Annotated in this window: 16 protein-coding genes; 9 read left to right on the top strand and 7 right to left on the bottom strand. The window is 66.9% G+C overall.

Translation table 11 applies throughout. The features are described 5' to 3' along the window. Positions 1-58: 58 nt before the first annotated feature. Positions 59-1,069 carry a LacI family DNA-binding transcriptional regulator gene (locus tag BXU08_RS08430; RefSeq protein WP_077509650.1) on the bottom strand — a complete coding sequence of 337 codons (1,011 nt, stop codon included), beginning with the start codon at positions 1,067-1,069 and terminating at the stop codon, positions 59-61. A gap of 192 nt (positions 1,070-1,261) precedes the next feature. Here BXU08_RS08430 and BXU08_RS08425 point away from each other — a divergent pair, with 192 nt between their 5' ends. After that, entirely contained in the window at positions 1,262-3,553 is a 2,292-nt protein-coding gene (locus BXU08_RS08425; protein ID WP_077509649.1) for a glycoside hydrolase family 3 N-terminal domain-containing protein, read from the top strand. Positions 3,554-3,725: 172 nt separating this feature from the next. On the opposite strand, the gene BXU08_RS08420 is transcribed toward BXU08_RS08425, so the two are convergent. After that, positions 3,726-5,057: an MFS transporter gene (locus BXU08_RS08420; protein ID WP_077509648.1), complete on the bottom strand. Its 1,332-nt coding sequence runs from the start codon at positions 5,055-5,057 to the stop codon at positions 3,726-3,728. An 84-nt stretch (positions 5,058-5,141) separates the two neighbouring features. On the opposite strand from BXU08_RS08420, the gene BXU08_RS08415 reads away from it, so the two are divergent. After that, the gene (locus tag BXU08_RS08415) at positions 5,142-6,527 is read left to right on the top strand and encodes an RNB domain-containing ribonuclease (protein ID WP_077509647.1); all 1,386 of its coding nucleotides are present in this window, start codon (positions 5,142-5,144) and stop codon (positions 6,525-6,527) included. A gap of 68 nt (positions 6,528-6,595) precedes the next feature. On the opposite strand, the gene BXU08_RS08410 is transcribed toward BXU08_RS08415, so the two are convergent. After that, positions 6,596-9,970, bottom strand: coding sequence for a PAS domain-containing protein (locus BXU08_RS08410; protein ID WP_171982465.1), 3,375 nt, complete (start codon positions 9,968-9,970; stop codon positions 6,596-6,598). A 371-nt stretch (positions 9,971-10,341) separates the two neighbouring features. Between BXU08_RS08410 and BXU08_RS08405 the strand changes: the two genes are divergently transcribed. From BXU08_RS08405 to BXU08_RS08380, 6 genes are all read left to right on the top strand, one after another. Then, a complete protein-coding gene (locus BXU08_RS08405; protein WP_077509645.1) occupies positions 10,342-12,615 on the top strand; it encodes a beta-glucosidase in 2,274 nt (757 codons plus the stop codon). A 68-nt stretch (positions 12,616-12,683) separates the two neighbouring features. Then, positions 12,684-15,812, top strand: a complete 3,129-nt coding sequence (locus BXU08_RS08400; protein ID WP_077509644.1) for a TonB-dependent receptor — start codon at positions 12,684-12,686, stop codon at positions 15,810-15,812. 93 nt (positions 15,813-15,905) lie between these two features. Then, on the top strand, positions 15,906-17,438 hold the full coding sequence (locus tag BXU08_RS08395; protein WP_077509643.1) for a tryptophan halogenase family protein: 1,533 nt from the start codon (positions 15,906-15,908) through the stop codon (positions 17,436-17,438). Continuing rightward, entirely contained in the window at positions 17,435-18,967 is a 1,533-nt protein-coding gene (locus BXU08_RS08390; protein WP_077509642.1) for a tryptophan halogenase family protein, read from the top strand. The genes BXU08_RS08395 and BXU08_RS08390 overlap by 4 nt, the downstream gene beginning before the upstream one ends. After that, a complete protein-coding gene (locus BXU08_RS08385) occupies positions 18,967-20,016 on the top strand; it encodes a LacI family DNA-binding transcriptional regulator (RefSeq protein ID WP_077509641.1) in 1,050 nt (349 codons plus the stop codon). The genes BXU08_RS08390 and BXU08_RS08385 overlap by 1 nt, the downstream gene beginning before the upstream one ends. Before the next feature lie 34 nt (positions 20,017-20,050). Further along, positions 20,051-21,262, top strand: coding sequence for an MFS transporter (locus tag BXU08_RS08380; protein WP_171982464.1), 1,212 nt, complete (start codon positions 20,051-20,053; stop codon positions 21,260-21,262). Here the strand turns inward: BXU08_RS08380 and BXU08_RS08375 are convergent. Continuing rightward, on the bottom strand, positions 21,246-21,839 hold the full coding sequence (locus BXU08_RS08375) for an alpha-ketoglutarate-dependent dioxygenase AlkB (protein ID WP_077509639.1): 594 nt from the start codon (positions 21,837-21,839) through the stop codon (positions 21,246-21,248). The genes BXU08_RS08380 and BXU08_RS08375 overlap by 17 nt on opposite strands. A gap of 187 nt (positions 21,840-22,026) precedes the next feature. Here BXU08_RS08375 and BXU08_RS08370 point away from each other — a divergent pair, with 187 nt between their 5' ends. Beyond that, the gene (locus tag BXU08_RS08370) at positions 22,027-22,329 is read left to right on the top strand and encodes a helix-turn-helix transcriptional regulator (RefSeq protein WP_150125470.1); all 303 of its coding nucleotides are present in this window, start codon (positions 22,027-22,029) and stop codon (positions 22,327-22,329) included. Here BXU08_RS08370 and BXU08_RS08365 read toward each other — a convergent pair. The 3 genes from BXU08_RS08365 to BXU08_RS08355 all read right to left on the bottom strand — a co-directional run bounded on the left by BXU08_RS08365 (position 22,284) and on the right by BXU08_RS08355 (position 25,477). Then, complete coding sequence (locus tag BXU08_RS08365) at positions 22,284-23,237, bottom strand: 1-phosphofructokinase family hexose kinase (RefSeq protein ID WP_077509638.1); 954 nt, start codon at positions 23,235-23,237, stop codon at positions 22,284-22,286. The two genes, BXU08_RS08370 and BXU08_RS08365, sit on opposite strands and share 46 nt — an antisense overlap. A gap of 2 nt (positions 23,238-23,239) precedes the next feature. Next, positions 23,240-24,250, bottom strand: coding sequence for an AAA family ATPase (locus BXU08_RS08360; RefSeq protein WP_077509637.1), 1,011 nt, complete (start codon positions 24,248-24,250; stop codon positions 23,240-23,242). A gap of 87 nt (positions 24,251-24,337) precedes the next feature. Continuing rightward, on the bottom strand, positions 24,338-25,477 hold the full coding sequence (locus BXU08_RS08355) for an endo-1,4-beta-xylanase (protein ID WP_077509636.1): 1,140 nt from the start codon (positions 25,475-25,477) through the stop codon (positions 24,338-24,340). Positions 25,478-25,568 lie beyond the last annotated feature (91 nt).

Raw genomic sequence — 25,568 nt, 5'->3', positions numbered from 1 at the left:
GCCTCCCAGGAGGGGTGTCTTGAAACCGGTTACATCAGGAAGCGAAAAAATTGCCCGCTCAGCCATGGGCGGCCCCCGTGCGGGCGGCGGTGGTGGCGCGCGCGATCAGTTCGGGCGCGTGCAGCTCGATCGGCGCGCCCGGGCCGTGGCCTTCGAGCATGTCGATCAGCCGCGAAACCGCGCGCGCGCCGATCTCGGCAATGCGCACCTGGATCGTGGTGAGCGCGAGATAGCGCGCGAGCGGCACGTCGTCGAAGCCCGCCACCGCCAGGTCCTCGGGCACCCGCTTGCCCGCCTGGCGCAGCGAATGGAGGCAGCCGATCGCCATCATGTCGTTGGCGGCGAACACCGCGTCGCACGGCTCGCCGCTCGCCAGGATCTGCCGCGCCGCCGCCTCGCCGGCGGCTTCGTTGAAGTCGCCCGCGATGATCCGCACCGGCATGTCGGGTGCGAGCTCGGCCAGCGCGTCGCGAAAGCCCTGCGCGCGCTCCTGTGCGTCGACATTGCCCTCGGGCCCGGCGATATGGACGATATGACGATAGCCGCCGTCGAGCAGGTGCCTGACCATCGCCAGCGCACCGGCGCGGTTGTCGAGCCGCAGGGCAGGGCGCGACGCGATCTCGCCCGGCGCGTTGATCAGCACCGCGGGCAGCGCAGCGGGCAGCGCGCGCGCCAGCGATTCCGGCGGAATATGCGGTGCCATCACCAGCAGCCCGTCGACGCGCCCCCGCATTGCCCTAAGCGCCACCGCGGCCTGCTCGCTGTCGTCGTGCATGTTCGAGAGCAGCAGCAGATAGCCGCGCCGGCTCGCCTCGCGGTCCATGCCGCGCACGCATTCGGAAAAGAATTCGCCGTGCAGGTCGGGCAGGACGACGCCGATCGCATGCGCCCGCGCCAGGCTCAGGCTGCGCGCGCCGGCATGCGGGACATAGCCGAGCTCGGCCGCGGCGGCGACGATCCGCTCGCGGGTCTCGCCGCGGACATTGTTGAGGCCGTTGAGCGCGCGCGACACCGATGCGACCGATACTTCGGCGCGGCGGGCGACATCGCGGATGGTGGCCTCTCCCATTTTGCTCCTGCTGTTTCCGGTCCCACGCATGTTTCCTACGTTTCAGACCGCAAGGGCGATTGCAATCCTCGCCCGGCACAAGTTATGTAACCGGTTACGGAACCCCGCGCCAAGCAAAAAGATTGCGCAGCGGCACGGTCGATATTCTGGCGCGTTCGACCTCGAATTGCGCCGATCAGGGAGAGGTACGAAATGCTCGACACCAGGATTTCGCGACGCGCGGCGCTGATGGGTGCGGGTGCGGTCGCGGCTTGGGTCTCCAGCCCGGCGCGCGCGCTGTTCCAGGCCGCGGCCCGGCTGCCGGTCCCCGCGTTCATCGACGGCCTCGTCGCCCAGATGACGATCGCCGAAAAGGCCGGCCAGCTGACGATCATGCCCGCGGCCTGGGCCGGCGGCGTCGCGGTCGCGCTCAATCCCGCGGGCAACGGCCCGGGCTTCGACCAGCAGCTCGAAGAAGTCCGGACAATGCAGATCGCAGGCGTGTTCAACGGCAACGGCGCCGAGATGGCGCGGCGGATGCAGAGCGCCGCGGTCAAGGAATCGCGGCTCAAGATCCCGTTGATCTTCGCTGCCGACATCATTCACGGCCACCGCACGATCTTCCCAGTGCCGGTCGGCGAGGCGGCGAGCTTCGATCCCGATCTTGCCGAGCGCACTGCGCGGATGGCGTCCTACGAGGGCGCCGCGTCGGGGATCGACTGGACCTTCGCGCCGATGGTCGACATCGCGCGCGACCAGCGCTGGGGCCGCACGATGGAAGGCGCCGGCGAGGACGTTCATCTCGGCAACCTCATGGCCGCCGCGCGCGTCCGCGGCTTCCAGCGCAAGGACTTGAAGGCGCTCGATTCGATGATGGCCTGCGCCAAGCATTTCGCCGCCTATGGCGCGGCCGAAGCCGGGCTCGACTATAACACCGTCGACGTTTCCGAGCGGACGCTGCGCGAGATCTATTTCCCGCCATTCCAGGCCGCGCTCGGCGAAGGCGCAATGACTTTCATGGCCTCGTTCAACGAATTGTCGGGCATTCCTGCCACCGGCAACGAATGGCTGATGCGCGGCATATTGCGTCAGGAATGGGGTTTCGAAGGCTTCGTCGTCTCCGATTACACCGGCGACATGGAGATGATCGACCATGGCTTCGCCAAGGATTCGCGCGAGGCCGCCAAGCTCGCCTTCCTCGCCGGCGTCGACATGAGCATGACCAGCGGCTTCTACCGCAAGCACCTGCCCGAGCTGGTCGAGGCTGGCGAAGTCCCCATGGCGCGCGTCGATGATTCGGTCCGGAAAGTGCTGGCGATCAAGGCCGCACTCGGGCTGTTCGACGATCCCTTCCGCCGCATCGATGCCAAGCGCGAAAAGGCGCGCTCGCGCACCAAGCCTGCCCAGGCGCTGGCGCGTGAGGCCGGGCGCAAGTCGATCGTGCTGCTCAAGAACGATGGCGACCTGCTGCCGCTGCCCAAGGCGGGCAGGAAGATCGCGATCATCGGCCCGTTCGCCTCGGGCAAGCACGACCTCAATGGCCCCTGGGTGGTCTATGGCAGCAACGATTACGCGATCGATCTTGCTGAGGGCGTCCGCAATGCGGTGACCGACAAGAATAGCGTCACCGTCACCGCCGGCTCGGGCGTGGACGAAGTGCTTCCCGGCGGGATCGATGCCGCGGTCGCCGCGGCGCAGGCCGCCGACGTCGTGCTGCTCGCGATCGGCGAAAGCGAGAACATGTCGGGCGAGGCACAATCGCGTGCCGAGATCGTCGTGCCGCCCGCGCAACAGGCGCTCGCCGAGGCCGTCGCCGCGACCGGCAAGCCGGTCGTCGTCGTGCTCAAGAACGGGCGCTCGCTGGCATTGCAGGGCGCAGTCGCCAACGCGCCGGCGATCCTCGTCACCTGGTTCCTCGGCACCGAGAGCGGCAACGCCACTGCCGATGTGCTCTTCGGCGACTACAGCCCCTCGGGCCGCCTGCCGTGCAGCTTCCCGCGCTCGCCGGGCCAGCAGCCATATTATTATGCGCACAAGCCCACCGGCCGTCCCAACCCGTCGGACGACAAGCTCGAGCCGTACAAGGCGCATTACCGGGGCATGCCCAACAAGGCGCTCTATCCGTTCGGTCACGGCCTGACCTATGGCAAGATCGACTACGCCGATCTCAAGGCCGCGCCGAGCCTGGCCTGGGACGGTGAACTGAGCGTCTCGGCGACGATCACCAACCGTGGCACCCGTGCCGCCGAGGAAGTCGTCCAGCTCTACATCCGCGATCGCACTGCGAGCATCACGCGCCCGGTCCGCGAGCTGAAGGCCTTCCGCAAGCTGAGGCTCGCGCCCGGCGCATCGGAAACGGTGACCTTCAAGCTCAACCGCGCGCTGCTCCTCTTCATCGGCCGCGACAACAAGCCGACGGTCGAGCCCGGCACCTTCGACGTGTGGGTCGCGCCATCGGCCGAGGCCGAAGGGGTGCATGCCCAGTTCGAGCTGGTGGCGGGCTAATTCCCCTCTCCCGTCGGGAGAGGGTTGCGCGGACTTAGTCTCTGCGCAGCAGAGGCTTAGTCGGAGCTGGGTGAGGGGATCACGCTAACGAGAGCGGGAAACCCTCACCTAGCTCCGTTAGGCGGCAGAGCCGCCAAGCTGCGCTACCTCTCCCACAGGGAGAAGAAACAGGTCAGCGCGCCAGCCCCTTCAAAATCCGCGCATGCGCCCCCTTGCCCAGCGGGTTCAGCCACATCACCGCACACGACACCCCCAGCGCGCCAAGCGGCACCAGTGCGATCGTCCAGCGCATCGCCGCCAGCGTCGCCTCGCTCTGCGCCTGGTTGGCGACATAGCCCGCGCTGTCGAATCCCAAACCAAGGATGGCCGTCGCCACCCCGATCGCCACGCGCTGGAGCAGCGCCGCCGCGCCGAACACCGCGCCCTCCACCCGCAGCCCGGTCGCCTGCTCGCCATATTCGATCGTGTTGGGCAGCATCGCCCAATAGGCGAAGTGCAGCCCGACGATCAGCGCCTGCATCCCCACCAGGAACAGCTGCATCGCCAGCGGGGTCTTCATATGCACGGTGGCGAACAGGGCCAGCCCGGCCATGCACGCGCACGCCGCGACGAACCACAAGGCGCGCGTCCCCAGCCAGCGCTGGAGCAGCATCCACAGCGGCACCGCCACGCCGCTTACCACCCCCATCCAGGCGAGCGCGCTCTGCCCGGCATCGTCGCTGCCCAGGAAATATTTGAAGTAGTAGAGCACCGACTTGTTGAGGACGGTGACTGCGACGATCATCGCCATCATCGCCAGGTTGAGCGTCACGAACGCGCGGTTGGCGCACAGGCTGGCGATGCTTGCGCGCATCGAGGGCGGGGCAGGGGCGGCCGGCATCGCGACTTCGCGATAGGTGGCGCCGACCAGCATCAGGATCGCCGTCCCCAGCGCCGCGAACAGCACTGCGGCCCATAGAAAGCCCTGCGCCGCCACGGCATCGCCGCCGATCCACGCGCCGATCGGCACCGTCCCGCGCGCCACCACCACCCAGGCCAGCGTCCCGAACAGCATCCGCGCACCCGCAACGAACGCGCGGTCGCGGCTGTCGGTGCTGATCCGCGCGCCCATCGCCAGATACGGCACGTTGATCGCGGCATAAGCGGTGCGGAACAGCAGATGCCCGATCACCACCAGCGCCAGCCCGACCGGCCCGGTGCCGAGCGGCGCATAGGTGAGCACGCAGGCGAGCCCGAGCGGCACGCTGCCCAGCATCAGCACCCGGCCATAGCCGCGCTTGGGCGGCCGTCGGTCGGTCACTTCCCCGGCGACGAAGCTGGCGATCCCATCCCAGATCGACGCCGCGGTGTAGATCGCCGCCGCAGTCGCCATCGGCAGCCCGAGTGCGTCGGTGTAATAGAACAGCAGGAAGAGCATGATGCTCTGCCAGTAGAGATTGAACGCGAAGTCCCCGAAGGCGAACAGGATCAGCCGGGCCTTCATGGGCAGGGGCGAAAGCGTCATCCGATCGAACTAGGCGAGGCGCGGCAACGTGTCACCTCGCGCGCGGGGTTTCCGGACAGGCGGTCCCGCGTGTACCGAGCGGGCATGAAGACGCTCGCCGATCCCGCCAACAGCCTCACCCCCGGCCTCGCCGCGATCCGTGCACGCTTCCAGGTGCCCGAGACTTTCCCGCCCGCGGTGCTGGCCGCCGCCGAGGCCGCCGCACGCCGCGCGCCCACCGAACATGCCGATCGCACCGACCGCCACTTCGTCACGCTCGATCCTGCCAGCGCGACCGATCTCGATCAGGCCTTTGCGATCGAAGCGAGCGGCGCCGATCTGCTGCTGCATTATGCCATCGCCGATGTCGCCTGGTTCGTAGACGACGGCGGCGCGCTCGACACGGAGGCATGGCGCCGCGGCACCACGCTCTATTTGCCGGACGGCAAGGCGGGGCTCTACCCGCCTGTGCTCAGCGAAGGCGCGGCGAGCCTGTTGCCCGACGGTCCCCGGCCTGCGGTACTCTTCACGGTTCGCGTCGCGCCCGACGGCACCGTGCATCTCGATGGCGCCGAGCGCGCAGTCATTCGCAGCCGCGCCAAGCTCGCGTATGACAGCGTCCGCGATGAGGATTTGCCGACGGGTTTCGGCGAATTGACCTTGCGCCTGCAGGCGGCCGAGGCCCGGCGCGGTGCCGCTCGAGTCGATCCGCCCGCGCAGGAAGTGGACGCGCACGAAGATGGCCGCTTCGCATTGGTGTTCCGCCCGCGGCTGGTCTCGGAGGAGCGTAACGCCGCGCTGTCGCTCGCCGCGAACATGGCGATCGCCGATGTGCTGCGCGCGCACCAGACCGGACTGTTTCGGGTGATGGCCGAGCCTGACGACCACGCGGTTGCGCGGTTGCGTCAGACTGCGGCGGCGTTCGGGCTGGACTGGCTGGCGATGGCGCCGCTCGCGCAGTTCGAAGCGACGCTCGATTCGGCCGATCCCAAGCAAGCCGCATTCATGCTGGCGGTTCGCCGGGCCGGGCAGGGCGCGTCCTATGCGGCGTTCCAGCCCGGCGTGGTGCCGTGGCATGCAGCGGTCGCGGCGAGCTATGCCCATGCCACCGCGCCGCTCCGCCGCCTCGCCGACCGCTATGTCATCCGCGCGACGCTGGCGGTCGCCAACGGTCTGCCGGTCCCGGCGGTGGTGACCGAGGCGTTCGAGAAGCTGCCTGCGGTGATGGCGCGCGCCGATGCGATCGGCGGGCAGATCGATCGCGCGGTAATCGATCTGGCCGAAGCGGTGATGCTGCGGGGGCGGGAAGGGGATGTCTTCCCCGCGATCGTCACCGACGCGGACGATCGCGGGGCGCGAATACAGCTATGCGATCTGCCGATCGTGGCGCGGCTGGCGATGCGCTGCGCGTCGCCCGGCGATGCGGTCAGGGTGCGGCTGACGACCGCCGATCCGGAGCGGCAGAAGATCGGCTTCGAATCCGTTTCGTAAACACGGCGCCGCGAAAGCACCGTGCCAGCCCTCCGATCAGCGCGGGGCGAACGGTGGAGGGAGCCCGGTCACCCCAATCCCACCATGCTCGCCGCCAGCTCATCCTGCCGGAACGGCTTGGCCAGTCGCGGCAGATCGGGCGAGATGCCGTCCAGATTGGCATAGCCCGAAACGATCAGTGCCTTCACCTGCGGGTGCCGCTCGCGCACCGTGCGGACCAGGTCGCTGCCGGTCATCCCGGGCATCAGATGATCGGTGACGAGATAATCGACGCCGTGCTGCGCGAGATAGTCCAGCGCCTCGCGTCCGCTCTCCGCCTCGACAACCTGATAGCCCAGGTCGCGCAGCAACTCGCCGGTCGCGGCGCGCACCGGCGCCTCGTCGTCGACCAGCAGCACGCTCCCCGCCGCGTCGCCGATGCATGGGATCGCCCGCGCGTCTTCCGCCGTCACGACACCTTCGGCCAGGGGCAGATACAGTTCGACCATCGTACCGAGCCCCGGCTTGCTCGACAGCAGCATCGCGCCGCCCAGCTGCGAGATCAGGCCATGCACCATCGACAGTCCCAGCCCGGTGCCCTTGCCGATGCCCTTGGTAGAGAAGAACGGCTCGACGGCGCGCGCCATCGTCTCCGCGTTCATGCCCGCGCCGGTATCGGCGACGCACAGCCGCACATACTGCCCGGGCGGCAGCTCGGATCGGTGCCCCGCGGCCAATTGCTCGGGATTGGCCGAGAGTGTCAGCCGACCGCCATTGGGCATGGCGTCGCGGGCGTTCACTGCGAGGTTCAGGATTGCCATCTCGATTTGGTTGGAGTCGGCGAGCGCGGCGGGCAGGTTTTCGGCAAGATTTACGCCGAATTTGATCTGCGGACCCGATGTGCTCGCGATCAGATCGGACATGCCGTTGATCAGCGCGGCCAGATCGACGGGGCCGGGGCGCAGCGGCTGGCGGCGGGCAAAGGCGAGCAGGCGCTGCACCAGGATCCGGGCGCGCTCAGACGATTCGAGGGCCGCGCCGATCAGCCGCAACTCGCGCTCGGTCGCGGTCCGGCTGCGGCGCAGCAAGTCGAGGCTGCCGATGATCGGGGTGAGCAGATTGTTGAAGTCGTGCGCGACGCCGCCGGTCAGCTGGCCGAGCGATTCCATCTTCTGCGACTGGCGCAACGCGTCCTGCGCGCGCTCCAGCTCGGCGCGACGCTCGACTTCCTCGGTGACGTCGCGGCCGATCACATAGGCTTCGCCCTCGCCCGGCGCCGCGGTCCAGGCGAAGCGCCGCCACGATCCGTCCTTGGCGCGCAGCCGGCCGACGAAGTCGCGCAGCGTGGCCGTGGCGGTCGTCCGGATCGCCAGCACCACGTTCTCGAATTCATCGGGATGGAAGAAGCGGACGAAGCGCTCGCCGATCACTTCCTCGGGCGTGTAGCCGAGCAGGCCCGTCACCGCCGGATTGACTGCGCGGATCTCCCAGCGCCGCCCGATGACGAGGAACAAATCCCCGCTCAGCCGCCACATCCGGTCGCGCTCGGCGGTGCGTTCGGCGATCTGATGCTCGAGCGTCTCGTTGAGCGCCTTGAGCGCTTCCTGCGCCTCGCGCCGCTGGGTGACGTCGCGCACCGTGCCGATGATCCGCACCGCCGCACCCTGATCGTCGCGCGTCACCTGCCCGCGCGACGCGATCCAGCGCAGCCCGCCATCGGGGCGCACGACCCGGTATTCGGTCGCGATATCCTTGCCAGCCGCGATCGCCCTGGCAAAGGTCTCGCGCACCCATTCGCGGTCGTCGGGATGGATCAGCCGGTAGCGCAGCTCGACCGTGACGTTCTCGCCGCTCGCCACCCCCATGATCTCGGCGGTGCGCTCGGACCACGACCCGATCATCGTGCGCAGGTCCCAGTCCCAGGTGCCGATCCGCGCGCCTTCCACCGACAGGCGCAGCCGGCTTTCGCTCTCGCGCAGCGCGGCTTCGGCGCGGACGCGTTCGATATGCGCCCAGCTCCGCTCGGTCACTTCGCGCAGCAGTCCCAGCTCGTCGGCAGTCCAGCGGCGCGGCGTGGCATTGTGGATCGCCATCAGCGCCGTGAGCCTGCCTTCCTTGAGGAAGGGCATGCAGATCGTCGCCGCGCTGCCGATGGCCCGGAACGCCGCTGCGCCGTCCTCGCCGAGCTGGCTCGTGTCGTCGAGGACCAGCGGATGGCCATGCCTGAGGCTGACCACCGCAAAGCTGCCGAAGCTGGCGAGGCTGTAGCGCCCAACGATGCTCGGCGCGTCGCTGGCATGCCAGTCGCCACGAATGTTGAACCGGTCCTCATCGGCTTCCATGTCGGCATAGGCACAGTCCGACCCGCCGAGATGCTCGCCCAGCATCCGCGTGGTCACGGCCATCACTGCGTCGGCATCGCGCGCCTGCGCCGTCGCGCTGCCCAGCGCATCGAGGAAGCGCAGCCGCGTCTCGTTCTTGCGCAGCGCCTGTTCGGCCTCGCGCCGGGCGACGGCGTTGCGGGTGCGCTCGGCGACGTCGCGGATCAGCTCCAGCTCGTCGTCGCTCCATCGCCGCGCCTCGCCATGGTTGAGGAACAGCATGGCGACGAAGCCGCCCTGTTCGGTGACCGGCATGTTGACGAACGACTGCGCGCTCATCGCCTTCAGACCTGCGGCGGCGTCGCGCGTGCGCGGATCCTGTTCGGCGTCGGAGACCACGACGGTGCGGCCCGCCTTCAGGTCGTCGACATAGCTGCCATAGTCGCGGAAGCGCAGGGTCCCGGCGATGCTCCGTACCCCCGGAGCGTTCCAGTCACGCTCGATCCGGATGGTCTCTGCCTGGGTGTCGATCGTGCCATAGCCGGCGCGGCTGGCTCCCAGCCGCTGCCCGAGCAGCTCCGCCGCAGTATAGGCGATCTCGTCGGGATCCTCGACGTCGCGGAAGCGATCGGCCAGCTCCGCAAGCGCATCGTGCCGCCGCTCGATCACCCCGCGCGTCGTCTCGGTACACAGAACCAGCACCCCGCCGACATCGCCGGCATCGTCGATCGGGCTGTAGCTATAGGTCCAATAGACCTGCTCGAGCCTGCCATGGCGCTGGATCGGGACCAGCTGGTCCGCCTGGTAGCTCGAGCCCTTGCCGGCGAACACGCGTTCGAGCTCGGCGCCGACCACCGGCCATACCTCCTGCCACATCGGCCGCCCTTGCGCGCCGAGCATCGCGGGATGCTTCTCGGGCCCCAGCGATTGCGCGAAGCTGTCATTGTACAGGCAGTGGAAGTCGCGGCCCCAGAAGATCAGCGTCGGATGCCTGGTGGTGAGCATTAGCCGCACGACGGTGCGCAGCCCCTGCGGCCAGGTCTCGGGATCGCCGAGCGGATGCCGGCTCCAGTCATACGCGCGAATCCGCCGGCCCATCTCGCCGCCGCCGCTCAGGAACTCTGCCGCGTGTCCGCTGGTCATGCGTCCAGGAAATCCGCTCCATGACGGCGCTTGGCCGATCGCCCGACAATACAGCCAAGACCACGTAAAACCATAGCATTCTGTCGAATGGTGAGGGGCGGCGTGTGGCCTTGCTGTGTCTCGCATACAACGCTGTCAGTCAAAATCACCGATCGTGAGAACGTTCTTGAGAACGCTCTCAACCTGTGCTTAAACGCCGTCATCGGAGCGACAGACTCCACGAACGAGGGGTGTTGGAAGGGAATTGCATGCGCGCAGACGCGCGCTGCCGTTCGTCTCGGCCAGGGGCTAGACAGCGTTGTCAGTCTCCAGAAGCCGCCCCCGAAGAATAACGCGCCGCCCAGCCGCGGCGAAAGGGGAGACGAGGGGTAATGGTTTCAAGTTTTGCGAGCGTCGCGCGTCCGATTGCGATGATCGCCATGGTTGCGGCCGTGCCGGCGCTTGCGCAGGATGCCGCGGCGCCTTCCACCCGCTCCACCTCTGTCGCGCGTCCCTGGACCGATGCGGCCTTGGCGCCCGCCGCCCGCGCGGAAATGCTGCTCGCCGCGATGACGTTCGAGGAGAAGCTCCAGCTCGTCTACACCTTCTTCCCGCCCTTCGCGAAAGGCCCGGACGCGCCGGCCGACCTGATCCAGTCCGCTGGCCACCAGCCCGCGATCCCGCGTCTCGGCATCCCGGCGCTGCGCGAGACCGACGCCAGCCTTGGCGTCGCCAACCAGGTCGAGCAGCGCAAGGGCGACGTCGCCACGGCGCTCCCCTCCGGCCTCGGGCTCGCCGCCAGCTTCGATCCGCAACTTGCCTATGCCAGCGGCGCGATGATCGGCAGCGAGGCGCGCGCCAAGCGCTTCAACGTCATGCTGGCGGGCGGCATCAACTTGACTCGCGATCCCTGGGGCGGGCGAAATTTCGAATATCTTGGCGAGGATCCGCTGCTCGCCGGGCTGATGGCGGGCGAATCGATCCGCGGCATCCAGTCGAACCGCGTCGTCTCGACGATCAAGCATTTCGCGCTCAACGCGCAGGAGACCGGCCGCTTCGTCATGGACGCCCGGATCGACGAAGCGGCGTTTCGCGAGAGCGACCTTCTCGCCTTCCGCATCGCGCTCGAGCGCGGCCAGCCCGGCTCGGTGATGTGCGCCTATAACAGGGTCGGCGGCGACTATGCCTGTGAGAATGACTGGCTGCTCAATCGGGTGCTCAAGGGCGACTGGGGCTATCGCGGCTGGGTGATGTCCGATTGGGGCGCGGTCCACTCGACGGTCAAGGCGGCGCGCAACGGGCTCGATCAGCAATCGGGCGGCGAGCTGGACACGCATCCGTTCTTCCGCGCCGATCTGCGCAAGGCCGTCGAGAGCGGCGAACTTCCCCGCGCCCGGCTCGACGACATGGTTCGCCGCATCCTGTTCGGCAGCTTCTCGGCCGGCGTGATGGATGCGCCGGTGGTCGATACGCCGCAGCCGATCGATTACGCCGGGAACGCCGATGTCGCCCAGCGCGCCGCCGAAGCCGGCATCGTGCTGCTCAAGAATGATCGCGGTATCCTGCCGCTGGCGAAGTCGGCCAGGCGCATCGTGCTGATCGGCGGCCATGCCGATGTCGGGGTACTTTCGGGCGGCGGCTCTTCGCAGGTCCGTTCTGTTGGCGGTGCGCCGGTCGAGATCCCGCTCGCCCATGGCGCGCCCGCGTCGTTCTCGCGCACCACCTGGCACGCCTCGTCGCCGCTCAACGCGATCCGCGCGCTCGCGCCGAGGGCCGATGTCCAGTTCTTCGATGGCAGCGATCCAGCCGCCGCCGCGGCCGCCGCACGCGGTGCCGATCTCGCGATCGTCGTCGCGACGCAATGGACCACCGAAGCCGCCGACCCGGAGGGCATCGCGCTCGACGGCAATCAGGATGCGCTGATTGCCGCAGTCGCTGCCGCCAATCCGAAAACCGCAGTGGTGCTGACCACCGGCGGCCCGGTGCTGATGCCGTGGATCGATCGCGTGCCCGCTGTGCTCGCCGCCTGGTATCCCGGCCAGCGCGGCGGCGAGGCGATCGCGCGGGTGCTGTTCGGCGAGGTCAATCCCTCGGGCCGCCTGCCGATCACCTTTCCGGCGACCTCGTCACAGGCGCCGCGGCCGCAGGTGCCCGGCATCGAGCAGGTGCTCGCCGATCCCAAGCATGGCGAGGACGCCCGCGCGATCCGGCCGTTCGAGGTCCAGTATCGCGAAGGCTCGGACGTCGGCTATCGCTGGTATGCCCGCCAAGGGCACAAGCCGCTCTTCGCGTTCGGCCATGGCCTTTCCTACACGCGCTTCGACTATGCGAAGCTGCGCGTCGAAGGCGGCGACAGCCTAAAGGTCAGCTTCGACGTCACCAATCGCGGCAAGCGGGCAGGGGCGGACGTGCCCCAGCTCTATGTCACGCCGCAGGGCGGCGCCCGGCCGCTGCGCCTCGCCGGCTTCGAGCGGGTGGCGCTCAAGCCCGGCGAGACGCGCCGCATCACGCTCACCGCCGAGCCGCGGGTGATCGCCGACTATGACGTCGCCGGCGCCAGCTATCGCATCGCGCCCGGAACCTGGCGCGTCGCGATCGCACGCGACGCCGCACAGCCGGTGCTCACCGGCACCACCGATTTGCGGGAGCGCCGGCTGGCGCCCTGACGAAGGCAAACCTGGACGCTCGGGGCGCGGAAGAACGTCCCACCAGGCAATTTTGGGAGGAAGACAGAATGAAGCAGGGGTTATCAGGGGTAATTGTCGGCCTGTTGGCTACCACCGCAATGGTGGCGCCGGCATGGGCACAGGATGCGGTTCCCGCACCTGCGCCTGCCGCGCAGGACGATCCGGTCGAAGCGGGCGAGGACATCGTCGTCACCGGCATCCGCGCGTCGCAACAGGCCGCGATCGACATCAAGCGTGACGAGACCGCGATCGTCGATGCGATCTCGGCCGAGGATATCGGCAAGCTGCCCGACGTCACCATCGTCGACGCGCTTCAGCGCATTTCGGGCGTCCAGATCCAGCGCAGCGCAGGCGAGGGCGCCAACGTCAACATCCGCGGCCTGCCGCAGGTCATCACGCTGCTCAACGGCGAGCAGTATCTGAGCCCGGGCAATCTTGGCGAGGCACGTCCCAACCTCAACGACTTGCCCGCCCAGCTGATGAACAAGGTCGTCGTCTACAAGTCGACCGACACCACCAATGCGCTGTCGGGCATCTCGGGCACCGTCGATCTGCGCACCCGGCGTCCGTTCGATCTCGATGCGGGCCTCACCGTCTCGGGCCAGGCCGAATATTCGCGCGGCGACTATACCAAGCAGAACGACTATCTGGTCAGCGGCCTGGTGGCGTGGCGCAGCGACAATTTCGGCGTGATGCTCTCGGCGGTTAAGAGCAATTCCAACCTTGGCAACAACTATGCCGGCATCGCCGGCGGTCCGTTCGGCAGCAACGACTGGGGGGGTACGGGCGCCAACTGGATCTCGCCGCACGGCTATGAATTCTTCAACCGCGTCGTCGAGCGCGATCGCCTGGGCATCAACGCGGCCGCACAGCTCAAGTTCGGCGAGGGCTTCACGCTTACCGGCGAAGTCTTCCACACCGACTTCACCGAGCATAACCGCGCCGCGGGCATCAACATCTCGAATCGCTGGAGCGGTCTGGGCTGGACCAATCCGACTGCGTCGTCGGATTCGGGCCAGGTCGGCGGCAACGGCCAGCCTTGGCTCGACGTCGACGAATATGACCTCAACGTGTGGTGGCTGAACAGCTTCACCGTCAATCGCACCACCAAGTCGAAGGCGACGAACTACAATCTCGAGCTCGACTATGACACGGGCAGCAACTTCCGGTTCACGGCGCGGGCAATGCGCGCGGACGCCAATTTCCGCAGCGTGAACGGCCAGGTCCAGGGCGATATGAGCAACTGGCGCCAGACCAATACCTTCACGCTGTTCCGTGACGGCGCGGATCCGACGCGCGGACCGTTCTACCCGGCGAACATCGCGTCGCAATTCCCGGCATCGCGCTACACCAACGGGATCGTCGGCTCGAACGGCGGGCGCTATATCGATCCCAACCCGCTCGGCTATGGCCAGAACCCGCAGATCCACATGGATATCAGCGGCGACCATCCGGTGCTCAGCGGTTTCCAGAACCCGATCAGCGGCGGCCTCGGCACGCGTCCGCTCGCCGACTATATGGCGAACCTCGACAGCTATGCGGTCGGCGCCTTCTCGTCGGAGGGCAATCAGGAGAATGATTCGGATCTCGGCGTCTTCCGGGCCGATGGCTCGTACGACTTCGACGGTGACGGTCTGTTCGGCGCATTGAAGCGCATCGATGTCGGCGTTCGCCGCAGCGATCGCGGCGTCCAGATCCGGGCCTTCCACCTCTTCTCCAACTTCTATGGCGGCAACGGCGCTACCGTGCCCGATGGCTGCGGCGCGCAGTGGAAGGCGATCGACGTGGTGATGAACCAGTCGGGCTGCCAGGCGGGCGAGCAAGTCGCGAACCCGGCGTTCAACCCGGCGCTGCCGGTCAGCGCGACCAATCCGACAACGGTGTTCCAGGGCTATACGGTCAACAAGCCGACCAAGCTCAACGAGTATAACAACGTCTATTTCCTCACCAACCTCGGCGGAGTCAGCTCGGGCATTCCGGGCTTCTGGGTCGCCGATCCGCGCGACTTCGACGATGCCAAGGCGTTCCATGAGCGCGTGTTCGGCGGCGCCGACGAAGTCATCATCCCGGGCCGCACCTATGACGTCGATCTGGTCGAGGAGAGCGCCTATGTGAACACCGCGTTCCAGACCGGCATCTTCAGTGCGGCGATCGGTGCGAAGATCATCAACACCAAGCTGACGGTGAAGCAGAACATCACCGGCGGCACGCGCAGCTATGGCGATACCAACACCGATGAAGGCGATACCGTCACTCGGCGCGACTATGTCGACGTCCTGCCGGCGGTGAACCTCAAGGCGGATATCACGCCGAACCTGCGTCTGCGCGCCTCGTTCGCCAAGACGATGATCCCGCTTGATCTGGGCAATTACGGCGGCGGCCTGACCATCTCGACCGCGGACTCGCTCTGCCCCAAGCCGGGCGATCCGCCGCCGCCGGCCGATGCCGCGCCGTGCGGCGTGCGTCAGGTGACGGGGGCCAATTCGAGCGGCAACCCGTATCTCAACCCGTGGCGCTCGAACAACTATGATGTCGCGATCGAATATTATCTGGGCCGCGGCACGCTGTTCAACGTCAGCCTGTTCAAGCTCGATATCGGCAGCTTCGTCCGTTCGGCCACCACGCCCACCGGCCGCTTCCCGGATCAGGACGGCGTCATCCGCCGCACGGTTCCGGTCACCCAGCCGGCGCAGGGCGAGGGCGGTTCGCTCAAGGGCGTCGAAGTCGGGGCCAAGATTTCGTTCGCCGACTTCGTCCGGGGCGGCGTTTTGAGCAACTTCGGCCTCGACGCAAACTACACCTTCTCCGACAGCAGCCAGACCGACCTCGGTCTGGATGGCGAACGGTTGCCCTTCCCGGACAACTCGAAGCATCAGGTCAATCTGATCGGCTGGTATCAAGACGATCTGGTGCAGCTGCGCGTCGCATACAGCTATCGCACGCCGCGCCTATCGACGACGTTCGGTAATATCCCGATCTTCCAGGATACGGCGCAATATGTCGATGCGAACGTGACGTTCAACATCAACGAGAACTTTGCGATCTACGGCAACGCATCGAACGTGTTCGGCGAAATCGAGCGCTACTACTTCCAGTTCGACAAGGACTCTAAGCAGTTCCACTCGCAGAACGAATTCGAGCCGCGCTATTCGGTGGGCGTCCGCGCCCGCTTCTAAGAGCCAACCCTCCTGAGCCGGCGGCCTTGCGTCGCCGGCTCATTTTTTGCGGTTTCGCTTGCGATACCGCTACCAAAAAGATCAGATGTTTCCATGATGGACGGGGCGGCAGAGCGGGCGATCGAACGGATCGTCATCGTGGGCGGCGGCACTGCGGGCTGGATGGCGGCCGCGGCACTGTCCGCGCATCTGTCCGGGACCGACGTCGCCATCACGCTTGTCGAGAGTTCGGAAATCGGCACGGTCGGCGTCGGTGAGGCGACGATCCCCACAATTCGCCGCTTCTATGGCGCACTCGGCATGTCCGACGCCGAAGTGATGCAGGCGTGCGACGCCACTGCCAAGCTTGGCATCTGCTTCGTCGACTGGCTTCGCGACGGCCACAGCTTCGTCCACCCGTTCGGCCGCTTCGGGCAGGACCTGAAGGGCATCGATTTCCATCACTATTGGCTGAAAGCCCGCGCTGCGGGCGATCGCGCGCAGCTCGGTAACTATTCGCTGGGATCGCTGCTGGCGAGCGAAGGCCATGCCACCTTGCCAGCGCCCGATCCGGGCTCGCAGCTCGGCATCTTCGATTGGGCACTGCATTTCGATGCCGCCTTGTTCGCGCAGCATATGCGCCGCTTCGCCGAAAAAATGGGCGTGCAGCGCGTCGATGCCCGCATCACCGATGTGGCGCTCCGCGGCGCGGACGGCTTCGTCGAAGCGCTAACGCTCGACAGCGGCGCCCGCATCGAAGGCGATCTGTTCATCGATTGCTCGGGCTTCCGGTCGCTGCTGCTCGGTGAGAAGCTGGGGGTCAGCTACGAGGACTGGTCGCATTGGTTGCTCTGCGACGGTGCCCTCGCAGTGCAGAGCGAGCGGGCAGGGCTGCCGCCCTCCTGCACCACCGTCACTGCGCGAACCGCCGGCTGGCAATGGCGCATTCCGCTGCGCAAGCGCGAAGGCAACGGCCTGGTCTTTTCCAGCCGATTCCAGAGCGATGACCAAGCTCGCGAAGAATTGCTCGCGCATCTTCTCGGCGAGCCGACGATGGAGCCCCGGAAACTGCGCTTTACCCCTGGCCGCCGTCAGGTCGCCTGGGCGAAGAACTGCGTCGCGCTCGGCCTGGCCTCGGGCTTCCTCGAGCCTTTGGAATCCACCAGCATCGCGCTGATCGAAACCGGGATCGAACGGCTCAAATCCTTGTTTCCGGACAAGGATTTCGACCCCACGGTGATCGCCGAATATAACGAGCAGTCGGCCGAGGAGATGGAGCGCGTCCGCGATTTCCTGGTCCTCCATTACAAACTCAACGGCAGGACCGGCGCGTTCTGGCAGGCCTGCCGCGACATGGACGTGCCCGACAGCCTGAACGCCAAACTCGCTTTGTGGCGCGCACGCGGCGCCTTCGTCCGCTATCGCTGGGAGATGTTTTCCCCCGCAAGTTGGCTGGCGATCTATGCCGGCTTCGAAGACCTGCCCACCCGTCTCGACCCCGCAGTCGCCGCGGTGGACAATGCCCAGTTGACCCGATCGCTCGAAACCATGCGCCGCTCGCTCCGCGACACTGTTGCCGATACGCCCACGCACGAGGAGTTTCTCGAGATCATGGACGGCGCCGCCGCACAGGGACGGGCCGCATGAGGGCTACCGACGCGCTTCGGAAGGTTTGCATCGTCGGCGGCGGCACCGCCGGGTGGATCGCCGCCGCGGTGATGGCCGAGCATTTCAAAGGCAAGCTCTTCGAGATCGAACTGATCGAGAGCGACGATATCGGCACGATCGGCGTCGGCGAAAGCACGATCCCGCCGTTCATGGAGCTGATCGCCAAGCTGGGTATCAACGAGCAGGAGTTCGTCCGCGCGACGCAGGCGAGCTTCAAGCTCGGCATCGAGTTCGAGGATTGGCACAAGAAGGGTGAAAGCTATTTCCACCCCTTCGGATCGATCGGCCAGCCGGTCGAGCTCAGCGAATTCTATCAGTGCTGGCTCAAGGCCAAGCGCAGCGGACAGCCGTTCGGGCTGATGGACTTCGCGCCCGCCGCGGCGATGGCGAAGGACGGTCGCTTCATGCTGCCGTTCAAGGCGCAGAAGACGCCGGTCGGCGGCGCGGCCTATGCGCTTCATGTCGATGCCAAGCGGGTCGCCCAGTTCCTGCGCGGCCATGCCGAGGCGCGGGGCGTCAAGCGCACCGAAGGCATCGTCTCGGACGTCCGCCTCGACGACCGCGGTTTCGTCGACACGCTCGTGCTCAAGGACGGCCGCGAGGTCACCGCCGATTTCTTCATCGACTGCTCGGGCTTTCGCGCGGTGCTGATCGAGAAGGCGTTCGGCGTGGGATATGAGGACTGGTCCGAATGGCTGTTCTGCGACCGCGCGATCGCTGCGCAAACGCAGAATGTCGGCCCGCCGCGACCCTATACGCTTGCCCAAGCGCAGGATTATGGCTGGCGCTGGCGCATCCCGCTCCAGCATCGGACCGGCAACGGTCACGTCTTCTGCAGCGAATTCCTGTCGGATGACGAGGCAACGCGCACCCTGCTCGATCAGGTCGAGGGCGACGTGGTCGCCGGGCCGATAGTGGTGCCGTTCAAGACCGGCGTACGGGACAAGATCTGGCACAAGAACGTATTGTCGCTCGGGCTCGCGTCAGGGTTCATCGAGCCGCTCGAATCGACGGCGATCCACCTGGTCTATCGGGGCATGGATTTCTTCTTCCGCTATCTGCCCGACCGGCACTGCAACCCGCGGCTGGCGGACGAATATAATCGCCGTATGACCGCGGACTATACCGAGATCCGCGATTTCATCGTGCTCCACTATTGCGCCACGCAGCGCGACGACACGCCGTTCTGGCGCAAGTGTCGTGACATGACGCTGCCCGACAGCCTGCAGGCGCGGATCGAGCTGTTCCGCGTCAACGGCGTGCTGCGTGAGGGCATGGACGAGCTGTTTCGCGCGGTCAGCTGGCATTCGGTGCTGGAAGGCATGGGCATCCACCCGGCGACCTATCACCCGCTGGTCGATCGCATCGACGAGGCGTGGCTATTCGAAGGCATGAGCCAGGTCCGCGCGCAGCTGGCGCAGGTGGTGGGCACGCTTCCGACGCATCAGGAATTCATCGACGCGCATTGCCGCGCCGATGCCGTCGATCTCGGCAAGCCTGCGCGCTGATGCTGAAGACCGGCGCGATCACGATCAAGCACGTCGCGGCCGAGGCGGGAGTCTCGTTCCAGACGGTGTCGCGCGTCATCAATGACGGACCCAACGTCACCCCGGCGATGCGCGAGCGGGTGATGAACGCCGTCAACAAGCTGGGCTATGTCCCCAGCCTCGCCGCACGGCGGCTGGGCGGATCGCGCTCCTATCTGGTGCTCGCCTTCAACGATCGCCGTCCGACCCTCGAAGGCTGGGAATCGCGGCGCGGCAACGACTGGGTCGATCAGATGCTGTATGGCGGCATGCTCAAATGCGCCGAGCATGGCTATCGCATGTTGTTCGAGCTGGTCGACTCACACTCCGACGAACTGGAGACGCAGGTCCAGGCGGCGATCTCCGCGTTGCACCCGGACGGCGTGATCCTGACTCCGCCGCATAGCGACGATGCGCGGATCACCGAACTGCTCCACCGCAACGGCCTGAACTTCGCGCGGCTCGGTTCGCGTCGCGAGGGCGAGGGCTGCGCAGTCTATATGGACGACGAGGCCGCTGCGCGCGCTGCGACCAAATATCTGCTCGATCTTGGCCACACTCGCATCGCCTATGTCGAGGGCCATCCCGAATATGCGATCAGCGGCGATCGCCTCCGCGGCTTTCGCGGGGCGATCGAGAGCAAGGGGCTGACCATCCGACCCGAATATCTCCAGCCCGGCGACTTCACTTACGAAGCGGGTACGCGCGCGATGGCGGCTCTCGCTAAGCTCGACACGCCGCCGACTGCGGTGCTCGCGAGCAGCGACGAAATGGCGCTGGGCGTGCTGCATGCCGCGCCGCCGCTGGGCTTTGTGGTGCCGGGCGACCTTTCGGTCGTCAGCTTCGACGACACGCCGACGGTGCGGATGAGCGTGCCCTCGCTGACCGCGATCCGCCAGCCGATCGCGGCGATGACCGCCAAGGCGGCCGAGCTGCTGATCGAAGGCAAGGCCAAGGGTCTCGAAGGTAATGGCCGGCATTTGCTGCCGTTCGACTTCATCGTTCGGGATTCGACTGCGCCGCCGCGTTGACTTGGATGAGGGGCGCGCCGATGGTCGCGCGTCCATGCATTTCACTTCGCCAGGCCGCGGCTTCATCCTGCTCTATGCGCTTGCTTATGCCGGGCTTTTCGTCAGCTTCATCCCCTTCGTATCGGTGCTGCTCCCGCTCAAGGTGACCGCCGTCGCCGATGCCGAAAACCGCGTCGCGCTGCTCAGCGCGGCGGCTTTGGGCGGGGCGGCGATGGCCAGTGTTGCCAACCTCGTCTTCGGCATGCTCAGCGACCGGACCTATCGCCGGCGGGGTACGCGACGGCCATGGATCCTTGGCGGGCTGGGCCTGCTGATCCTCGGTTATACGTTGTTTCACTGGAGCAGCACCGGCGCGGCGATGCTCGGCGCGGTGGCACTGCTGCAGATCGCGATCAACATGATGTTCGCACCCGTCGGGGCGATCATGGCCGACGAAGTGCCCGATGCGCAGAAGGGGCTGGTCGCCGGCCTGATGGGCGCGGCGCATCCGTTTTCCTCGCTGGTCGCAGTGGCCGTGACGCTGCGCGGGGTGGGCCCGGAGGGCGTACGCTATGCGCTGCTCTGCGGGATCATTGCGTTGCTGGTGTTGCCGCTGATCCTGCTGCTGCGCGAGCGGCGAGATCCGCTGCCCGAACCACCGCCCGCACTCCGCGTCCGCCGCCGTGCCGATTTTGCGCGGATCTGGATCGCCCGGGTGCTGGTCCAGATCGCCGGCAACGGGCTGTCGACCTTCGGGCTGTTCTATTTCCTCGCGGTGCTCGGTCAGAAGATGCCCGAAAAGGGCGGCGCAGAGGCCGCCAGCGAAGGCGTGGCGGGGATTTTCGCCGTGGTGACGATCGTCGCGCTGCTGCTGACGATTGCCGCGGGTCGCCTCTCGGACCGGGTGATGCAGCGCAAGCCGTTCCTCGTCGTGTCGGCGGTGATCATGGCGGGCGGACTGGCGCTCATGTCGAGCGCGCATAGCTGGCCCATGGCGACGCTGGGCTTCGGCGCCGCCACCGCGGGGATGTCGGTGTTCCTCGCGCTGCAATCGGCGTTGGCGATGCAGCTGCTGCCCTCGCCGGGACATCGCGGCCGGGATCTGGGCATCCTCAATCTGACCAACACGCTGCCGGCGATGGTCGCGCCGCTGCTTGCGCTGGCGCTCAGCCCGGACAAAATGGGCTATGCGCCCTGGCTGCTGGTGCTCGCTCTCGGCGTGCTGGCCGGGGGCGCCGCGGCGATGACGATCAGGACGCAGAACTGATCGCGCGGCCCTTGTCGGACAGGCTGCGAAAGGTGATCGACCAACGCGGCGCCTCCATCGGCGCGATGCTGTGCTCCCATTCGTGCCGCGCTGCGCCGGTGAGGTGATAGACCGATCGCGGCGCCAGCGGCGCGGCGAAACGATCGAACCCGCCCGGGCGGCGCCGGCGGAAGCGCAGCGTCGCCGGGTTGCCCAGCGAGACGCCGATGACATGCTCGAACACCGGACGGTCCTTGTGCCAGCCGATCCCGGCGCCGGGATCATAGCGTGTCACCAGCGCATGCTCGAGATCGCCGGGCAGGAGGCCCGCGAAGCCCGCCGCCTGGCCGCGCAATGGGAGCAGCCATTCGGGGAGTGGCGTCCCCTGGGTGAAGCTGGCGTCGTCGAAGTCGTAGCGCCAGCCGAAGCTCGTCGTCAGCCGCTTGCCGAGCCATCCCTGGAACCGGAACGGATGCAGATCGAGACCGTCGATTGCGTCAATCAGCCGCTGCTCCTCATCAGGTGTGACGAGAGCGTCGCGGGAGCCGAGTCCGGGCAGGTGAGGGGCACCGAACAGGTCGGGCGCGAGGAGGGGCATTTGTACGTCAGTCTCAGAGGGTATTGTCGCTAAAGCTGGGAAGGCTGCTACCGGTTTCCAACTGCCGAACTTTCGCGATTGCGTTTCGTGCAACGACGATTTCTTGTCGAAATCCGTTCCGAATCCGATCGATAGCGGTTGCAACAAACGCATTCCGGGCATAGCGGTGCGCGCCGTGAAAGACCAAATGATTGCTGAAATCGACCGCGCGTCGCTATTCCTCAAGGCGCTGTCGGGTCGTAGCCGCCTGTTGCTGTTGTGCCATTTATGGGATGGCGAAAAGTCCGTCGGCGAGCTCGCAAGGCTCACCGGCGCGCGCGATACTGCCGTGTCGCAACAGCTCGCGCTGCTCCGTCGCGAAGGCATGGTCGCTGCCCGCCGTTCGGGCCAGATGATCTTCTATTCGCTGGCGAGCGCGGAGGCGAAGCGCATGCTCGAATCGCTTCACGCGCTGTTCTGCGCCGAGCCCCTAGTCGAAGCCGCGGAGTAGAGTCGCTCGACATCCTCGCGTCGAGCCAGCTCGGTGCCGGGGGTGAGCAATGCTGCGGCGCCCGCGGCGATGCCGTAGCGCAGGGCGTCCTCCAAGCTCTTGCCAATAGCGTGCGCCAGCGTGAACCCGGCGACCATCGAATCGCCGGCACCCACGGCGCTGCCGATCGGCACTTCGATCGCGGGCATGCGCAGCTCGATCCCTTCGGAGACGAGCAGCGCGCCGCGCTCGGCGAGCGACACCAGGATCACGTCGGCGAAGCCGCGTTCGAGCAGTTCGCGCGCGGCTGCGCATTCGTCGGCCTCGCTGGCAAGTTTTCGACCGACCAACTCCTCCACTTCGCGCAGGCTCGGCTTGATCAGCCAAGCGCAGCTGCCTTCGACAGCGGCGAGTGCATCACCCGACGTATCGACGACGAACCGCGCGCCGATCTTGCCGCACAGCGCGCATAGACGCCGGAAGATGTTAGGATCGCAATCGGGCGGCAGGCTGCCGCTGGCGATCAGATAGGCAGGGGGCCCGTCCAACGATTCGAGCGTGTCCAGCAGCTTGGCCAGCTCATCCTCGGTGAGCGACGGCCCCGGCAGTACGAACCGATATTGCTCGTTGCTGTCCTCCTCGTCGACCGTGAAGCTCTCACGCGTGGTCCCGGCGATCGGCACCGGGGTGATCGGCACGCCGGTTTCGCGCAGCAGCTTCTCGAAGGTGGCGCCGGCCCCGCCGCCACAGGGAAATACCGCGGTCACGTCGCCGCCCAGCGCATGGACTACCCGGGCGACATTGATCCCGCCGCCTCCGGGCTCGAAACGCGGCGGGGTGCAGCGGAGCTTGTGGGTGGGCCGGAGCTTGTCGGTCCGCGTCGATACGTCGAGCGCCGGATTGAGCGTCAGGGTAGCGATCTTCGCCATGTTCAGCGCCGCCGCTCGAGCACCGCGCGTGCGGCGGGGATGATCAGCGCGAGCGGCCGGTTGACCCGCATCCGGTGCCAGCCCGACAGTTCGCCGATCGACAGGCGCGATTGCTCGCGCACTACTTCGGGCGTCGCGTCGGAGGCATCGCCGTTGCGCGCAGCGACTCGCGCGATGCGATCCCGCTCTGGCGCTTCGAGCCAGATGCCGGTGAACGGCACGTCGAGGCGATAGGCGAGCGCCTCTGCCACGTCGCGTTCGCTGCGGCTGATGAACACGGCGTCGAGGATCACCGAGCTCCCGCAGGCGAGGTGGTCATAGGCGGACTCGAACAATGCCTCATAGGTCTTCTCGTCGCTGTGCCGGGTATAATGCGCGGGTGGCAGCCGGGTTTCCGGTGCCAGCCCGGCCAACCGCTTACGGAATACATCGGATCGCAGGACGCGAGCGCCCGGGGATCGCCCCAGTCGTGCGCCAAGCAGGCGCGAAAGTGTCGATTTGCCCGTGCCTGATAGGCCGCCGATCGCAACGAGGCGGGGTAGGGAGGGCGCGAGCGCGGCGTCGGCGAGCGCGGTGTCGCCGGCTTCTGCCGCGCGCAACGACAAAAACAGCGGCAGCGTGGCCCAGCCCGTAGCGCCCTGCGGCGCCAGGTCGAGATAGCGGTTGGCGACGATATTGGCCTCGGTCGCGAGGCCGCGTTGCGCGAGTTCCGCCAGACGCCCGGCAAGGTCGTATAGGATGTCCTGCGGCGTGCCGGAGGGCAGCTGACGTACGCGCTTGCCGCCAGCACGGCGCTGGAGATGCGGGAGCTGGCGAGGCAATTCTCTGCGCTGGCTGTCCGAGGCTGCGAGCTGCTCGATTCGAGCGAGGAAACCCGCGCCCGGACCGGTGGCGGCGGCGGCGTGGCTGGATACCAGCATGTCGGCGAGCCGGTGCAGAGCGGACACGTCGAGCCCGCCCTCTGCGAGCAGCGTCTCCAGCGAAGCACTTCCTGTCGCGGCCGCCGCGGCCATTGCCGGCTCTCCCTTGGGCGCCCCCTTTACTGGCGCTTTGTCGGCGTAGCACCGCTTTTCTGAACGGCAGCTAGTCTGGCAGAATGTTCAGGCCGGGCGCGCCGTAGCCGCGGCAAAGCGCCTGGCGAAGACATCGTAGAGCGGCTTGGGCTGGAATTTCTCGTCATAGGGCGTGGCGCGCTTGATGCTGCCGTCTGCGCGCGGGCTGAACCCGTTGAGCCAGCCATATTTATCGCACATCCCCCAAGCCAGCACATCCCGGAGCTGCGGATAGGCGAACATGATCTCGAGATAGGCGTCGGCATAGGCGGCGACCGCCGCGTCGCGTACCTTGGTGTCGCTCGGCAGCCCCTTGTCGTTGACGTCGAACTCGGTGACAACGAGCTTGTAGCCCATCGCCGTTACGGCATCGAGGAAGCGGCGCCATTCGGTTTCCTGCCCGGCGGCCGACCGCCGAACGTCACGGTCATAGACGCCGATATGCGATTGCACGCCGAGCGCATCGACCGGCACGTTGCGCTTGCGGAATCCCTCGAGCAGATTGAGCACGCCGGCGCGATGCTTTTCGTTGCCGGGCTCCCAGTTCATATAGTCGTTATAGACCAGCTCGCTTTTGGGCGCATGCTCGCGCGCGGTGTGGAAGGCGAGATCGACGAGCGCATCGGCGTCGCCGAACGCTTTCGAAAGCGACGTCTCGCGTTGCAGTCCAGTCGTCTGGTCGATCGTCTCGTTGACTACGTCGAAGCTGACCACGCGGTCGCCATAGAGCCGGCAGAGCGTGCGGATATGGCCCGTCAGCAGCTTCTCGCCGCTGGTGCGCGGATTGGCGCCGAAATCATAGTCGTTCAGCCATTTCGGGAAATATTGCGCCTTGTGCCAGAGCAGGGTGTGTCCGCGCATCGCCATGCCTTTGGCCTCGGCATAATCGAGCATGTCGGCGAACCGGGTGACATCGAACTTGCCCGGTTCGGGGCGTACGCGCTGCCATTTGAACTCGTTCTCGGGGACGAGCATGCCGCAGTCGCGTTCCAGCAATGCCGCATAGGCCGGGTTGGCGAAAGAGCCTGCGTCGGCGCCGTTCTCGCTCCATGCGAGGCACGAACCGAAGCGCATGCCCTTGGCCTTGGCGAGGCCGTGCAGCGATGTACTATCGTGCGCGAAGGCGGGGGCCGAGATCGCGCAGGCAGCGGTGGCGGCGAGCATCTCGCGGCGCGTAAGTCCTGTCATCTATGCTCTCCTATTTTCTCTGATCCTGGAGGGGGCTTTGGCGTGGGCGGTGCACTTGCGGAGACGCCCCCTCCGTCGCCTTCGGCGCCAC

The organism is Sphingomonas sp. LM7 (assembly GCF_002002925.1).
In the GTDB taxonomy this organism is placed as follows: Bacteria; Pseudomonadota; Alphaproteobacteria; order Sphingomonadales; family Sphingomonadaceae; genus Sphingomonas.
Note: the sequence above shows the minus strand (reverse complement) of the source record. Positions and strands in the feature narration are given on the sequence as shown.

What these genes read in the sequence shown, in the direction of transcription:
- BXU08_RS08430 (WP_077509650.1), bottom strand. Translation starts at nt 1,069, where the DNA reads ATGGGAGAGGCCACCATCCGCGATGTCGCCCGCCGCGCCGAAGTATCG.
- BXU08_RS08425 (WP_077509649.1), top strand. Translation starts at nt 1,262, where the DNA reads ATGCTCGACACCAGGATTTCGCGACGCGCGGCGCTGATGGGTGCGGGT.
- BXU08_RS08420 (WP_077509648.1), bottom strand. Translation starts at nt 5,057, where the DNA reads ATGACGCTTTCGCCCCTGCCCATGAAGGCCCGGCTGATCCTGTTCGCC.
- BXU08_RS08415 (WP_077509647.1), top strand. Translation starts at nt 5,142, where the DNA reads ATGAAGACGCTCGCCGATCCCGCCAACAGCCTCACCCCCGGCCTCGCC.
- BXU08_RS08410 (WP_171982465.1), bottom strand. Translation starts at nt 9,970, where the DNA reads ATGACCAGCGGACACGCGGCAGAGTTCCTGAGCGGCGGCGGCGAGATG.
- BXU08_RS08405 (WP_077509645.1), top strand. Translation starts at nt 10,342, where the DNA reads ATGGTTTCAAGTTTTGCGAGCGTCGCGCGTCCGATTGCGATGATCGCC.
- BXU08_RS08400 (WP_077509644.1), top strand. Translation starts at nt 12,684, where the DNA reads ATGAAGCAGGGGTTATCAGGGGTAATTGTCGGCCTGTTGGCTACCACC.
- BXU08_RS08395 (WP_077509643.1), top strand. Translation starts at nt 15,906, where the DNA reads ATGATGGACGGGGCGGCAGAGCGGGCGATCGAACGGATCGTCATCGTG.
- BXU08_RS08390 (WP_077509642.1), top strand. Translation starts at nt 17,435, where the DNA reads ATGAGGGCTACCGACGCGCTTCGGAAGGTTTGCATCGTCGGCGGCGGC.
- BXU08_RS08385 (WP_077509641.1), top strand. Translation starts at nt 18,967, where the DNA reads ATGCTGAAGACCGGCGCGATCACGATCAAGCACGTCGCGGCCGAGGCG.
- BXU08_RS08380 (WP_171982464.1), top strand. Translation starts at nt 20,051, where the DNA reads ATGCATTTCACTTCGCCAGGCCGCGGCTTCATCCTGCTCTATGCGCTT.
- BXU08_RS08375 (WP_077509639.1), bottom strand. Translation starts at nt 21,839, where the DNA reads ATGCCCCTCCTCGCGCCCGACCTGTTCGGTGCCCCTCACCTGCCCGGA.
- BXU08_RS08370 (WP_150125470.1), top strand. Translation starts at nt 22,027, where the DNA reads ATGATTGCTGAAATCGACCGCGCGTCGCTATTCCTCAAGGCGCTGTCG.
- BXU08_RS08365 (WP_077509638.1), bottom strand. Translation starts at nt 23,237, where the DNA reads ATGGCGAAGATCGCTACCCTGACGCTCAATCCGGCGCTCGACGTATCG.
- BXU08_RS08360 (WP_077509637.1), bottom strand. Translation starts at nt 24,250, where the DNA reads ATGGCCGCGGCGGCCGCGACAGGAAGTGCTTCGCTGGAGACGCTGCTC.
- BXU08_RS08355 (WP_077509636.1), bottom strand. Translation starts at nt 25,477, where the DNA reads ATGACAGGACTTACGCGCCGCGAGATGCTCGCCGCCACCGCTGCCTGC.